Here is a 15,163-nt window from a genome sequence, read left to right as displayed (position 1 = left end):
AATCGCATATGAATGGTAGATATAAATCAGAAGACTTCGGCAGGGGCCGCAAGCACTGATTTTTGATGTGGGGGACAGAACCAATGATGGTTCGGGATTCATGGGCGGGTATCACTTCACCCCTCAGTAAGTTCGTCGCGGCTGAAACCCAGAGTGCCCTCGATGCGTATAGGGCGCGTCCCCAGCTCATCCGTGAACACAGCAACATCGAAGCTGCAATCTCCCAGAGCGGTTATGGTCGCAAACAACTAAACGAGCTCATCCAAAATGCGGCTGACGCAATCAAAGAGCCAGGTGGCCGAATAAAAGTTGTACTCACCCCAGAGGCTCTCTACTGCGCTAATGAGGGTCGGCCGTTCACCGAGGCTGGCTTCCGAACCCTCATGCTTTCCCATTCTTCAGAGAAACGCGACGATGAAATCGGGCGCTTCGGCTTGGGCTTCAAGTCCGTAATCCAAGTAACTTCCGAACCAACGATCTATAGCCGCAGCGGCTCGGTTACTTGGAGCCAGAACCAAAGTCGCGGGCTGCTCAAGGATCTGTTCCCCGAGCTGACCGATTACCCGATACTTCGGTTGGCCATGCCAGTGGATCCAGACAAGGCCGCAGCCAAGGACAGTGTTCTTAGAGAACTGTTCCCATGGGCTTCGACGGTCGTAAAACTTCCACTGAAGGGGAGCGTCGCCTGGCTATCAGACGAGATGAAAGCCTTCCCTGGGGAGTTCCTACTCTTTTCTGACAAGATCGGCTCCCTGGACTTTGAGGACCGCGTCGAAGGGACTTCAATCACTTGGGCAGCTGACCGGAACGAGAATAAGGTCAGGCTCACAGATGGTTCCACGAACTCCGAATGGATGATTTTCCGGCACCAACACGATGTCAGCGCTGATGCTGCCAAAGAAGCCGGAAGCATTGTTGCTCGAAAACACGTTGATGTCACATGGGCCGTGCCTGTAACCGGCAACCCCCGCGTCAAGCTTGGCAGGTTTTGGAATTACTTTCCAACACAGCACGAGACTTCATTACGGGGCATCGTGAATGCTGCCTTCAAGATGAACGAAGACCGCATCAGCATGCTCGAGACGAAGTACAACGAAGAAATTTTGACCCAAACGATTCCTCGTATGGTTGCTTCGGCTCTCGCAAGTCTTACTAAGCCAGCAGACCCTGCGTGGTTCCTCGATCTTCTGCCGTCCAGGGCAAAAGAAACGGAATCGTGGGCAGATGGGGTAATGAACGAGCCAATCTACAAAATTTTGCCTTTCGCTCCTTGCCTACCAGACCGTTCGGGAGTCCTAGGTCTGCCTAGTGAAATTAAGGTGCCGCCAGTTTTGGAAGAGGCAACACGACTTATCGCCCTATGGGAATCCTGGATCCCAATGGGCCGCCGTTGGCTGCATGCAGCCGCGTTGCGAGGTCGAGAATCGCAAGTTGTTCGCATTCTGAAGGAAGCAAACCTTAGTCGTGCATCGATCGAGGAATGGCTCGAGGAGGTAGTTGCAGGAGGAGAGCTTCAAGACTACGAAAATGCATTGCAGCTAGCTGCCATGATCGACAAGTCTTACCCCGACTATCAACCGGCGATGCGGCGCAGCCGTATCGTGCTGATGTCGGATGGCAGTGTCGAGCCGCCAAACACGTCAAAGGTCTTCCTTCCTATGAAGGCTGACGATGTGTCAGCCAACGTTGTCTCATACGATCTGATGCACCATGGGAATGCCAACAGCTATCTGCGGGCTCTGGACCTCCAAGCCCAGGATGGTCGGGGAATCGTCAGTCGAATGGCTACAGACGTCGCGCATGACTACAGCGACACGGAGTTAGCCAAAACGCTGTGGAAACTCACTCGGTCGCTACCCGTTCCCGAAAGCCTCTCCATAATCAATGAGCGGACCGAACCCGCTAATATCCTTGTTTGCTGCCGCGACGGAAGATGGCGACCGCTAGGAAATGTCTGGATCCCCGGGTCCTTTATTCCACAAGCGAGTATCGGTGATGAACATCTGCTAGTTGATGAGCAGATCCACGCGCACGACATTGCCTTGATGAAAAACCTGGGAGCTAGGACGTCCCTCTCGGACGCCAAAATGGCCCGGGGTGGTGGAACTTACGACCTGTGGAAATCCCATCAGGTCAGCCGCCTCACAGGGTCGATTGGACTAGCGGGGACGGGAATCCGCTTCAATCAAGCCCTGACGACAGATGGGCTCCATCTCCTAACTGAAGCGTCGGCACGCACGCGTGCCAGGGTGACGCAAGTTCTTATGGGCAGGACTCATTACCCGACGAGAATTGATTTCACAAGCGGTTTCCGCGGCTCTGAAAATATCGAGGGACCCGATTTATGGTGGGTAAGGAGCTATGGGGCTCTCGAAACCCCGCTTGGATTAGTCGACACCAGACATTGCGTAGGAAGAATTGACGGAATACCTAGCGACTACCTGCCGTTTCCCGGTGATGAAATAGAGAAAGCTCTAAGTTTGTGCGCCGACGTCAGAAAAATTCAGTGGAGTTTTATTCTTACCCTTGCTGAGCAGCGGCTTCCGATGCAACAGCTGCATGAGCTCTATGGGGCCCTGGCTGCACAAGATGTTGCAGCCCCAAGAGAACTTCTGACGCCCCTCAGCGGAGGGCGGAACTCACGATATCGCACGAGCGACCTGATACTTGCAAGAGATATCGCTTCTCGAGACTACCTTGTCGAAACCGCGGATGTACCGGTTGTCTTCACCGGTCATCCAGACTTTGACGCTGCCCTTGCGGAGAACTGGGGACTCAAACCTATTACCGTTGAGTTCTACACGTCGGTTCGTGCCACTCCTTTGGAGGGTGAACCGCAAGAGAGCATCAGGACGCGATTCCCTTTTCTTAAGCGGGCGGCGAGTGAAGTTGCGGTTCAGACACTATGTATTCCTTGTTCCTCTGTTGAGGTAGTCCGTACGAATAGCTTCGACTCACGCTCAGAAGCTACGCCAAGAGCCTTCTGTCTTGAAGACGGCGCGCTTTATTACCGTGCACCCCAGGGAGATCAAGCGTTGCTCACAACAATTCTTGGTGCCTTCGGCAGCCAGCGGGCAACTGCACAAGTCCAGCAAGCCATGCGTCAGCTCAAAAAGGACAAGGCAGCTCAGGACCTACGCGATCGCGTCAATAGGCGGACCACTGATGCTGGCAAGATAGCCGAACTCGTCGGAAGGGACACGCTTCTGGAGCTTATCCCAGACGCTGTCGTATCGATGCTCGAATCGAGGGGCCTCGAAGTGACAGATGAGCGTCTCTTCGACATCGTCAGCAACCTTCACGGCAGCAGCCTTCTCAAGGTCTTAAAGCCTGCGCTTGCCGACGCTGGTATTGACGCGCCAGATCAGTTCCGGGGTGGTCGCACCGCCCAAGAGTTCGTAAAAGAGCTCGGGTTCTCCCCCGCTATGGCTGGCGAGTCCATAAAAAAGAAACCGGAGCGCGAAGAGTTTGTTGGACCGGTCGGTTTGAACCCTCTTCACCAATACCAGGAGACAACCAGCAAAAAGATTGTCGATCTCCTGGCCGGAAACACCGAGCACAGCCGCGGCCTAGTTCAGTTGCCTACCGGTGCGGGCAAGACTCGCGTAGCTGTTGAATCGGTGATCCGGGATATAAAAGCAGCGCCAAACGGGGAGCGCCGTTTAGTCGTTTGGATTGCCCAGTCGGAAGAATTGTGCGAGCAGGCAATCGAAACATGGACTTACGTGTGGCAAGCGGCGGGAGTGCCTGGCGAGCGCATGGCAGTTAGTAGGCTTTGGGGCGGTAACAGCGCCGTCCGCGAGGAAACCAAACTTCACTTGGTCGTAGCAACCATTCAAACACTGGCCAGCATCCAACAGACCCGTAGGGCCATGTACGAATGGATGGCTAATCCTTATCTCGTAATCATTGATGAAGCGCACGGCGCGACTTCAACCTCGTACACTCCCGTGCTCTCGTGGTTCGGCCGGTCATTTACCGAGAGGTCCCGCTCGCTGCTTGGCCTTTCCGCCACGCCCTATCGGGGCACGAACGAGAAGGAGACCGAGCGACTCGTCGCGCGATTCGGGCGCAATCTCATTGAGCCGGATGAGTTCAGCGCGGAAAATGCCCACGAGTATCTCCAGGGGATGGGGGTTCTGGCCCGGGTGAGGCATCGGGAGCTGAAAGGCATCGAGCTCAAACTCAAAGATATGCGCTCAGCTAGGGACCAGGATTCGCAGAGTGCGATGCTCGAGGCCCGTATCGACCTCCAACACGTAGCGGACAACACCCAACGTAATGAGGTCATTTTGGACCACATCAAGGCATCGGACACCAAAGGACCAACTCTCGTGTTTGCAGCCTCCGTGGAACACGCTGAAGCCCTCGCCGCAGTTTTGACGGTGGAAGGTGTCCCGGCGGCAGCAATCTCTGGCAAGACCGACCTTGGCCACCGACGATCAATTATTGAAGACTTCCGCAGCGGGAAGATTCGGGTTCTCACAAACTTCGATGTGCTCACGCAGGGATTTGACGCGCCTAAGGTCGACGCGGTTTACGTCTGCCGCCCGACCTTCTCACCGAACAAATACATACAGATGATTGGGCGGGGCCTTCGTGGTCCTCTGAACGGCGGCAGCGAAGAAGTTTTGATTGTGAATGTCAAGGACAACTTGGATCAGTACGGGGACCAGCTCGCTTTCACGCAATTGGACTACCTCTGGAGGAACGAGGCAATGAGTGCTCGCTGACATTGAGCTGGACGAAAGCCAGAGGGCGGTGGCAGAAGCGGGACCAGAGGACAGGCTGTTTGTCACCGCCGCGGCCGGGCAAGGCAAGACCGAAGTGCTTCTTGCCCGAGTGCAAACACTTGTAGAAGACGGTCTAAATCCAGCAGACGAGATTCTAGTGCTGAGTTTCTCACGTGCCGCCGTAGAAGCAGTGCGTAAACGTGCTCGCGTGCATGATCTGGATGGCATGCAGATCAGGACCTTTGACTCCTTTGCCGCACAAATACTGATCGACATGGACGAAGACACTCTTGGTGACAGCTTCGATGCACGGATCAGGAAAGCGACGGAATACATTGCTGGCGACGAGACACCCGACCGAATCTTCCACCTGAAGCACATTCTGATTGATGAAGCCCAAGACCTCGTCGGCGATCGTGCTGAGCTTGTTCTGGCATTGCTGTCCGCCCTCGGAGACGACCTTGGCTTTACCGTTCTTGGTGATCCCCTTCAGGGCATCTACGACTTCCAGCTGGATGAATCGAAGTCCAAACTAACGTCGGCGGAACTTATCGACAGACTCGTCAGCGATTTCGGCGCCGACCACTACGCGCTGGCGAAACACTACAGGGCGGTCACTGACCGCACCCGCGAGCTTATTGCTGTCGGCGACGAAATCCGAAACCTCGGTGAGCTCGATGATTCAGGTTCAGAGACAGCACATGGACTTCTTGACGACTTCCGAAGGCAAGTGTCGAGCACCTCCGTATTGAATGAGTGCGGGGCGCTGAGCCCGAATGCCGGCGAGACGACAGCCCTCCTCTGTTCGACAAACTACGAGGTGCTTATCGCGAGCGAACTTCTGTGGCAGAACGGTTATCCGCATCTGGTTCGCCGCAAAGCTCAGGACATGAGTGTGGCGCCTTGGGTACACCAGGTCTTCAAAGACCTCGAAGACCGAACGTACGATGCGGACGACATCAAGTCACGACTTACCGGACTCTTCGGCGACTCAGCAGCTGACCTGTGGCTTGCGCTCAAGACAGCCGAAGGGAATTTCACGGCTTACAACTCCTTGAATGTCCCCCAGCTGAGTCAGCGACTCCGCAGCAGGTCCATTCCGTTAACTCTTACGGTGGAGGATACCGCGAGCCTCATACTTTCGACTGTTCACCGGGCCAAGGGTCTTGAGTTCACGAACGTCCTCTATCTGCAGCCCGAGTTTGGATCGCCGGCGGCTGAGCAGAATGAGGCGACGCTCAAGCAGAAGTACGTTGCACTGACCCGGGCACGGGAAGAGGTAATCTCCACAAAACTGCCCAAGAAGCTGCTCAAGCATGCTGATGGCTCAACCGGGCGGTGGTTGGAGAAAGCCTACGGAAAGTACGGCCAGTACACAGCCCGGATGGAGTTTCTCAACTCGGATATCGATGACGTCTCGCCGTACTACCCGGAAGACGGCGACGCCCAGGCAATCCAGGACAACCTCGTATTGGAGCACCTATTGGGCCAGGTAGTGTCTGGCTCCTTACAAGCCGAACCGGAGCCCGGAGAAGTGCCCCGCTATGTATTGACTACCAGTGACGGCAAGGTTATCGGGCGAACGAGTCCAGCCTTCGCATATGCCCTCAAGAAGAACTTTGGGTTCAAAACCCACCGGAGCTACGAGTGGCCTGCAGGGTTCACCGGCGCCCGCGTCACGTCCATCGAATGCGCTACCGGCCACCCTGAAGAGACGAAGCTGACAGAGCTGGGCTCTTCGGGCATGTGGTTGGTCCCTCGCCTGACCGGTTTGATAACGCGGACGAAGAACTAGGAGCAATAAGTGTCGAAACTCGATGCCAAGTACGCCTTCCGCCGTGAAATGGTGGACCGCCTTGAAACAGATCTTTATGGACCTGGCAATGCCGACGAACTCATCACGGAGCGTCCGCTGGAGCGCTATGTGACGGGCGTACTTTGGCCCGCTGCCGACGATACCTACGTCGAAGCCCCGGATGAACCGGAGTCGGTTGCTGCAGCGTCAGGCGAGGCCTCCGTGGACAGCTCCGTAGCGAACGCCCGCTTGACTTATCCCAGCAGCGTGGGCGTGACCGTCTCCGTGGATACAAACCGTTCCACGTCCCTGGCTGTGACCCCAAGGGCCGCGCGCTACACGCCAATAGCCACCGTCAGGGAGAGCGGCAGCAAGAAGCGTGACACTTACGATTGGCAGCGAACTGCCGCTGATCTGCCGGAGATCGAAGTAGATCTTGCTGCATCCGGACCTCAGCGTCACCTGCTTGAGGGCGGCGCCCTGGAGCTGTATGCATTGGTGCGTGCCCCGGAAGAAGCTGTTGTTACTGTCACCGTTGTTCTCCGAAACACGCAACCCAAGCCGGACCCGGCCTCCGACAAGGATGTGGCGTGCTGGTTCCAGGCCGGCATTTCAGTCCACACGCCAGTCCCGGCGCTGGTAGACCGTTCCAAGCTCCGCACCAGCGTCCCGTCCGACCCCGACTTGGCGTCCTCGGAGCTTCTCTACCGCAACCACATGGTCTTCGGGGCAGGCCACGGGTGCGCAATCGAAGTACAAGAGTCCGACGTCGACGGGCGGCTTTGTCAACGAGTCTCGTCAACGTTTGTCCCCCGGCAAGACGTCCACAGATCCATGGCTGGAGGCAGTGCCGCCAATCTGTCGCTGCCCTTCATGGCAACAGCACCACGTGAAGAAGTCGTTGCCGAACTCAGCCGCCTCGCAGAGGACTACTCGACCTGGATCGCGGCATCCACTGCATCTGCAACACAGGACGGGCCAGCGTACGTGCCACCCCACCTGCGCGGGGTCGCGGACGAACACATGAAGCAGGCGGGGATCGCCCACACTCGCATCAAGGCTGGAATCCGATTGCTCGCCGATGATGCAAAAGCCTTTGAGGCGTTTCAGTTGGCGAACAAAGCAATGCACATGCAGCGTTCCCGCCAGGACTGGGTACGAAAAGGAGCCAAGGGCGATTTCGAACTTGGCGAGCAGAGCTGGCGCCCCTTCCAGATCGCTTTCATCCTCATCAATCTGCCGTCTTTAACGGACGACCTGCACGAGGAAAGGGACCTAGCCGATCTTCTTTGGTTTCCCACCGGTGGTGGAAAAACCGAAGCATACCTCGGGCTTATCGCCTATCTTCTGCTGCTTCGGCGACTTCGCGATACCAGTGTTCGCGGCGTCGCCGTTATCATGCGCTACACGCTGCGACTTCTGACCATCCAACAGTTCGAGCGCGCCGCCATGCTCATCTGCTCCCTGGAATCCGTGCGGCTGGACAACGAGAACCGTCTTGGAGGCGCATCGTTTAGCATCGGGCTCTGGGTCGGCGGAGGCGCCACCCCGAACGACATTGCGACTGCGAGGACGAACCTCGGAAAGCTCAGGAGCAATCAGGAAGTCATCGAAGGCAACCCAAGACAGATAGAAGCATGCCCTTGGTGTGGCACCCGACTCACCGTTGACGACTACAGGATTACCAAGGTCCCGACAGATCGAATGACTGTGACGTGTTCCAATCGTTCATGCGACTTCAGTGACGGTCTTCCCGTTCATATAGTCGACACGGATGTCTATAGGGAGCGCCCGGAGCTCGTGATCGGCACTGTCGACAAGTTCGCAGGGATGTCCTGGCGTGGCGAAATTGCAACCCTTTTTGGACGCCTCTCCCCTGCTGATCTGGGCCCGGACCTGATTATCCAGGATGAGCTTCACCTTATTTCCGGCCCCCTCGGTTCTACTGTTGGATTGTTCGAAACGGCTGTCGACCTGGCCGCCAGTGGCATCGGGCGTGAAGGGGGCTCAGAAGCCAGAAAGCCAAAGATCGTTGCCTCCACGGCCACGATTCGAAGGGCTGAAGACCAGATTCGTTCCGTCTTCAACCGGAAATCCAGCCTTTTCCCACCCCCGGGACTTGATCCTGACGACTCCTTCTTTGCCCAGAAGGCCCCCTCCGAGCAATTCGGAACACGCCAATACGTTGGAGTGCTCGCGTCCGGCACCAGTCACGCGACGCTCATGGTCCGCACATACGCCTCGTTGCTGCACTCGGCCAACCTGATTGACGCGGCAACGGCCGAAGACCGTGACCCTTACTGGACCCTCATGGGTTACTTCAACAGTCTCCGCGTTCTTGGCTCCGCTTACCTTCAGGTATACGACGACGTCCGGGCCCGGCTTAATCTGCTGGCGAAACGTGACGGCAGGCTTGAGGGCCGCGGAATTCAATTGAGTGAGCTGACAAGCCGCGTTGAAAACCACAAAATTCCAGAGGCGCTCAAGTCCCTGGAGAAGAGCTTGATGAGTGGCCAGGTACCTGAGGACGTTGTATTGGCCACGAACATGATCTCAGTTGGCCTCGACGTCGACCGTCTGGGTCTCATGGCAGTCATGGGACAGCCCCAATCAAGCGCGGAGTACATTCAAGCGACGAGCCGCGTCGGGCGACAGCACCCCGGCTTGGTAGTAACCATCTTCAACGCAGCGCGCACACGGGACCGCTCACACTACGAATCCTTCAATGACTTCCATGGAGCGCTTTACCGGGCAGTTGAAGCGACCAGTGCCACGCCTTTCGCTGCCCGATCGCGAGACCGGGGACTTCATGCAACGCTGGTGTCAGCACTGAGGATGCTAGTCCCCGAGCTACGTGGCACTGCAGGGCATGTCCGAGACAAATCCCCAGCAGTAGATGAAGTTATGACCTGGATAGGTAATCGGGTCGCATCCGTCGATCCTGGGGAATTTTCCGCTACGCGCGAAGAGCTGGAGCGACTTCTTAACATATGGCGGAAAGCAGCCCTCGCTGACGCTGATCTGCCTTACGAGGGCAAGCGGAATTCGCCGCGTTCGCTGCTCATCGATTCCAGCAAAGCCCTTGAAGATCCCGACTTCGTCTACAGCACAAGCACCATTCCCTGGCCCACGCCCCGCAGCATGCGCGACGTTGACGCAGAAACGGCACTCCGGCCCGCCCCAATGAGGAAGGATGCCACCCTTGGCTAAAAAGACCTATGCCGCTCGGCGCAGCCAGTTGATCTCCACGTTCGGAGTCGGCAGCCTGTTCCCAGCCGAAAACAACAGCTTCATGATCACCAGCATCGATCAGTGGGACCGGAAGCATTTGAAGCCGGTCAGCGAGCCACGTCTTGCGAGAAGCTTGAAAGTGTCTGAGCTTTTACTGCCCCCTGCGGGAGCTCGCGGAAAGATTCCGGTAGTTCGTTTCCCACAGATGCTTGTTTGTCCGAATTGCAACCGTCTCGGGAAGATACAGCAGTTACAGGCGTCCTACGAGGATCCCAAGTGTGGCCTATGTAAGTCACTGGCACCGCTGACTCCATCGCGATTCGTCGTCGCATGCGAGGACGGACATATCGACGACTTTCCCTATTCTTATTGGGTTCATGGCTTCACCCCCACAGAGGATGCCAACCACTTGCTCTCGCTTGCCTCGGAAGGCCGGACATCGTCCCTGGCCGACATGGTGGTCCGGTGTTCATGCGGAAAATCGCGGACAATGGCCGACGCCTTCAACTCCATCGCCTTGAAGGAGATGAAATGCCAGGGGAACCGGCCGTGGCTCGGCTGGGGATACCGGGAGCGTGAATGCGGTAAGCCTCCCAAGACGGTGCAGCGTGGTGCATCCAACGTCTGGTTTCCAGTAGTCAGATCTGCGATCTCCATTCCGCCGTATTCGGAGTTCCTGGCGAAGGTCGTGACATCGAAGGCTTCACAGCTCAGCCAACCACAGGCACTTGAACCAGCATCGGCGTGGGTTTTGGAGGGCGTTGTCCAAGAGTTCGATGGACGCTTCTCTGTGGACGAGCTGCGGGCCGAAATCAGACGCCAATTCCACGGCAGCGAAGAGACTGAGCTCTCCGAAGACCAGCTTCGTGAGCAGGAGTTCCTTGCGCTGATGAACGGCCGGAAGGACAGCCCTGACACAGATTTCGTCGCTGAGAAAGTAGCCGTTCCAACTGCCCACCAGCACTGGATCAAGGCGGCACGAAAAATCACCCGACTCAGGGAAGTCCGGGCACTCTACGGCTTCAGCCGCCTGCAACCCAGGGGCGAGGACAAGCCGGATGCGAAATTGTCTCCACTGTCACCAGATGACAACCGACAAAACTGGCTGCCCGCAATCGAGACCCTCGGCGAGGGACTCTTTGTCGCCCTGGACAGATCACAAGTCGAGGCCTGGGCAAAAACTGACTTCGCCGCAAGCCGTGAAAATACTTTGTGGATCAACGCCAAGCGCGCAGCGAAGCAGCGGGGACTGGACCCTGCCCCTGGGAGCATTGTGGAGACCCTGGTCCACACACTGTCCCACATCATCATCGACCAGCTTTCACTCGACGCCGGTTACCCGGCATCTTCGATCCGGGAACGTCTTTATGTGGGTCAGGATCAGGTCGGAGTGCTTCTTTACACGGCCTCATCGGACTCGGCTGGCAGTCTGGGTGGCATCGCAGCGCAAGCGAGCCCGAAGCGGCTTGGTCCTGCACTGGATGAAGGCTTGTTCCGTACATCGTGGTGCTCGACCGACCCTGTTTGCATCGAGTCTCGAGGATCAGGAACTGACGCGCGAAACCTCGCAGCCTGCCATTGCTGCGTCCTCGTCCCGGAAACTAGCTGCGAGCTGTTCAATTCCAACCTGGACCGGGGCACCCTATTCGGCGTGCACGGGCAAATTGGGCTCGGCTTTCTTGAATGGGCACAGTTGAATCCTCTAGGGACGCTTGGCGTCGAGGCTTCAGGGAAATCCTCCGTTGCCGAAGACTTGGGCATTCCGGAAAGCATCCGGCAGAGCGCCTGGCTGACCGTCTTTGCCGAATCCGGTCCCGATTTGAGGGAACTCATCCCCGAACTTGTAGAAGTCGAGGTAGAGCTCGGAGACTGGGGGGCGGACATCGGCCCAGACAACCAGTGGCAGGTAGATCTATTGTGGCCTTCCTCCCGAGTGGCAGTACTCGTGGACCGCGACGACGAGCGGGACGACTGGCTCGCGGAGCAGGGGTGGACTACGTATCACACGAAGGACTTCGCCCCTTCCGATCTCGCGGACAAGCTGGCCGACAAAGCTTACTGATGCCCTGTGCAGCGAGGGGGGTCGGGAGTCCGACCCCCCCCTCGAGCATCACAGGATTTCTAATCCAGGAAGTACTCATAACTCAAGGGCACGAGGTTTTCGGGCGACGGCTTCCAGTCGGGATATACATTCATCAGCCCGTCTGCGGTAGTGATCTTGCCATTCAGATGGCGCTCCCATTGGATCTCTGCAACCACCACTAGATCTGTCTGTTCGAACTCGTTGGCGCTGGTCACCTCATTGCGGGTGAGGATGACCTTCTGAACGTGACCTTGAGAGCCCTTCACTTCGACGCGACGAACTTCGTCGCCACACACCGCTTCCAGGTCGTAGGACCGGTATGCTCCGACGTCCTGCACCGTGAACCCCGAAGTCTCGTAGTGCCTAATTGCCTGACGCACGGCCTGCATCTCGATGGCCTTCTTCAGGACCGGATCCGCGCAAAAGCCAGCGTAGCGCTGCCTCACACCGTTTTGCCCACTCACAGGCGGCGCAACAAGCGGCCGATCAAAGCCGCCCCAGTCACTATCGGGCAGTAGGTCCGGAGCCACATCGATGACCTTCGCCGGAAGCTTGAACAGATACCCCTGATTCGGCTTCAACCCGCTCGTCGGATGCTCCTGAAACGGAAAATAGATGGTGAACTTGCCGCGCCCGGAGAAATCACGTTCAAGTTCGCTCTTAATACCGAGGATGTCGGACTGATGATCTGCACGGAGATCGGTCAGGAGATAGGGGTGAGGCAAAGGAGTGTAGTTCGTCAGGGGAATCGTGTTTGCGGGCTTCCCGTACCAGTCCCCAGCGCGCGGCTGAAGCTCCCCCGCTACGATCGACGCACCATACATGCCGGATTTGAAGCGCATTGGATTGTTCTTTCCAACCCAATGGAGAACAACATCTCCAACTCGCACGTCCCTCATCAAGTCATAACGCGGTGTATCGGGTGCAATGAGCTCGCTCCCCCAGGTGTCCACGTTGACCAGTTCCATCCAGTACCGCTGTTTAGCGTCTCCATGCCACCATCGGGACTTCGTCGCTGTCGATCCTGCCGCCATTTCTCCCCCAATTGCCGTTATGTATGGAAACTACTTTGTACCAAGCAGCTCTGACGGTTTGCCGCTCCATGAGACGACAAGCCCGTCGCGGGCCCTGGTAGCAGCCACATAGAGGAGCGAACGCTCGCGCAGAAGCGCATCCGCTTGTTCGGCCGGAGCCAGGTTCTGCAGCTGGTATGCGGCGGGCATCGACTGATCCGACATGCCGAACAGAACAACTCGGGTGAACTCCATGCCCTTTGATCGGTGCATGGTCATCACTGCAGGCACCCCGGAGGCAGCGGCGGATCCAGCAATTCGCGCCTCTAGTCCCCGTTCGTTTAGTCCGCTGATTACCTTGCCGATCTGGAAGTTCGCGCGAACCAGGATGCCGACTGTTTCAAGCGGCACGCCTTCCTCCTGCCATGTCCGCAGCGTCTGGGCGAGGTTGTCCAGCTCCTCCACATAGGACGTTGCCGCGTGTTCCTGAGGCTTCGGTCCCACACGGGAAGACGTATATCCGTTGACGGATTCATCGGTGCCCTCGATGTCCGTGACGGGAATGCCTTTCAGAAGTCCGACGGCGTACGCCAGGTTCTGCTGTGTGGTGCGATAGTTGAGGGTCAGCCGCCGAGACCTGCCGACAATTCCGATGCCAAAACGGGACAGCGGCACCTTCTGTCCGTAAATGCGTTGGTGCGAGTCCTCGGCAATAAACAGGTCGTCAGGACCCTGCTGCACCAGTTCCCGGAGGAAGAGCCAGTGACCTGCATGCAAATCCTGGGCCTCGTCGATAAGAACGTGATCTGCCATCCGAGTCAGGCCATTCTCGGCGCGCTGCCTCAGGATCAACGCTGCGAGGTGCGCCATCTCAACAAAGGAGGCATGCATGTCGATCCGGTTGTAGTACCTGTAGCCCTCGATGACCTTCCACACGGCCAGCCTCTTGGCTCGGTTCAGTGCGGTGCCGCGCCCCGCGCGGGGGACCTTGAGATACTCGTCTTTACCCGTAATAAAGTTTGGCAGCACAACGGTCTCGTATTCCTGCTGCAGGAACGTGGGGTTGGCGAGCTCGGGCTCCAGCTTGTGCTCCACGTCGCTAAGCGCGGATTCCCATTGTTGGCGCGCTCGATCGGCCTCCAGTATCTTGCCTGGAGCTGCAGCCTCGAGGCCAAACAGGTCCTTCATCGACTGCCGCTGTTCCACTTCGGAGGCGGCACGGAATACCTTGTTGACGAGCGAATCCACACCGGCGACATGAATGCCCGGATCACCAGGCTTGGACGCACGAGGAAGCCCCGGGTCAAGCTTTGCCAGTCCGCTCTCAAGCGATTCAGCAAGGGTGGTGGTGTACGTCGTCAGCACTATACGAGAAGACGGCTCCGCAAGAGCAAGTGCCCTTGCCCGGTGCAGCAGCACAACGGTTTTGCCTGTGCCGGCACCGCCGGAAAGCCTGAAGGATCCACTGTAGCGGCGTTCGGCATAGATGCGCTGTTCGGGGTGGAGGAAGGTACGCCAGGAGTCGAAGTCGCCGCCTTCGATGACTTTCTTCAGTTCTTCGGAGTTGTCCCCCACGAACGTGAACTGCATCTTCGTTGCCGGGTGCTCGAGCGCCCGCTTGATCTTGTCCTCTTCGGACTCCTCCGGGTCGTCGACATAGCGGCTCAGGGCCAGCTTGTCCCGTACCTCTGAGACGGATGTCCCAGCGGCGAGCTCCAGCAACGCCGTGGCCTGCCACTCCGGGGCATCACTCAGTACATCCAGAAGCTCCTCATCTGATGAAGCAGCGAAGGCTCGGCTCACTAGATCGGCAGCGAGACCAAGGCTTGCCACCAGCTCACCCTGATCCATCCCGCACGTTCCGAGCGGGTTCGTCCAGAGCTGTGGTGATTCGGGCTCTACATCCTCGGGAGCCTCCGGCTCGATCACCTCGACTGGCTCCTCGGTCGCAGTGTCCGACGGCGGCACGGGAGTCGGTGTTGATGCACGCACCACCTCGAGGACACCGTTGACAGAGTTCACCTGCAGCACGCTAGACCGGGCGATGTCGATTGCCTGGTCGTGGGGCCATGCACCGTAGTAGAAGTAGTGCGGGATGTTCTCAAAGGCGACTTTGAACAGCACGGCGCGGTAGTTCAAATCGATACGGCCCGTGCGGACGCGAGGGTCCGCAGGCGTATGCATCGGTTCGATGTGGAGGCCCGGTGCAGTGTCGTCTTTCTGCAACTTTTCAAAGAAGGAGTAGACCTTGGCTTTCATTGCGCCGTCGATCTTGTCCTTCTGCTTGATCCAAGTCACGAGTGCCACG

At 57.6% G+C, this 15,163-nt stretch carries 6 protein-coding genes; 4 read left to right on the top strand and 2 right to left on the bottom strand.

Annotated elements, in window-relative coordinates:
* The first annotated feature begins 83 nt into the window (after window positions 1-83).
* From PUN71_RS10980 to drmB, 4 genes are read left to right on the top strand one after another with little or no spacing between them, the layout of a single operon-like run.
* A complete protein-coding gene (locus PUN71_RS10980; protein ID WP_277798429.1) occupies window positions 84-4,733 on the top strand; it encodes a sacsin N-terminal ATP-binding-like domain-containing protein in 4,650 nt (1,549 codons plus the stop codon).
* Entirely contained in the window at window positions 4,723-6,528 is a 1,806-nt protein-coding gene (locus PUN71_RS10975; RefSeq protein WP_277798428.1) for a UvrD-helicase domain-containing protein, read from the top strand. Before PUN71_RS10980 ends, PUN71_RS10975 begins: the two co-directional genes overlap by 11 nt.
* A 9-nt stretch (window positions 6,529-6,537) precedes the next feature.
* A complete protein-coding gene (locus tag PUN71_RS10970) occupies window positions 6,538-9,738 on the top strand; it encodes a helicase-related protein (RefSeq protein ID WP_277798427.1) in 3,201 nt (1,066 codons plus the stop codon).
* On the top strand, window positions 9,731-11,821 hold the full coding sequence (gene drmB / locus PUN71_RS10965; RefSeq protein ID WP_277798426.1) for a DrmB family protein: 2,091 nt from the start codon (window positions 9,731-9,733) through the stop codon (window positions 11,819-11,821). Before PUN71_RS10970 ends, drmB begins: the two co-directional genes overlap by 8 nt.
* A gap of 59 nt (window positions 11,822-11,880) precedes the next feature.
* Here drmB and PUN71_RS10960 read toward each other — a convergent pair whose 3' ends face one another.
* On the bottom strand, window positions 11,881-12,810 hold the full coding sequence (locus PUN71_RS10960; protein ID WP_277798425.1) for a protein NO VEIN domain-containing protein: 930 nt from the start codon (window positions 12,808-12,810) through the stop codon (window positions 11,881-11,883).
* Window positions 12,811-12,906: 96 nt separating this feature from the next.
* Complete coding sequence (locus PUN71_RS10955; protein ID WP_277798424.1) at window positions 12,907-15,162, bottom strand: 3'-5' exonuclease; 2,256 nt, start codon at window positions 15,160-15,162, stop codon at window positions 12,907-12,909.
* Window position 15,163 lies beyond the last annotated feature (1 nt).

The sequence above is a fragment of the Arthrobacter sp. NQ7 genome (genome assembly GCF_029581595.2).
GTDB lineage: Bacteria > Actinomycetota > Actinomycetes > Actinomycetales > Micrococcaceae > Arthrobacter > Arthrobacter phenanthrenivorans_B.
The sequence above is the reverse complement of the archived record's forward strand: the minus strand, read 5'-3'. Positions and strand labels throughout refer to the sequence as shown.

What these genes read in the sequence shown, in the direction of transcription:
- PUN71_RS10980 (WP_277798429.1), top strand. Translation starts at nt 84, where the DNA reads ATGATGGTTCGGGATTCATGGGCGGGTATCACTTCACCCCTCAGTAAG.
- PUN71_RS10960 (WP_277798425.1), bottom strand. Translation starts at nt 12,810, where the DNA reads ATGGAACTGGTCAACGTGGACACCTGGGGGAGCGAGCTCATTGCACCC.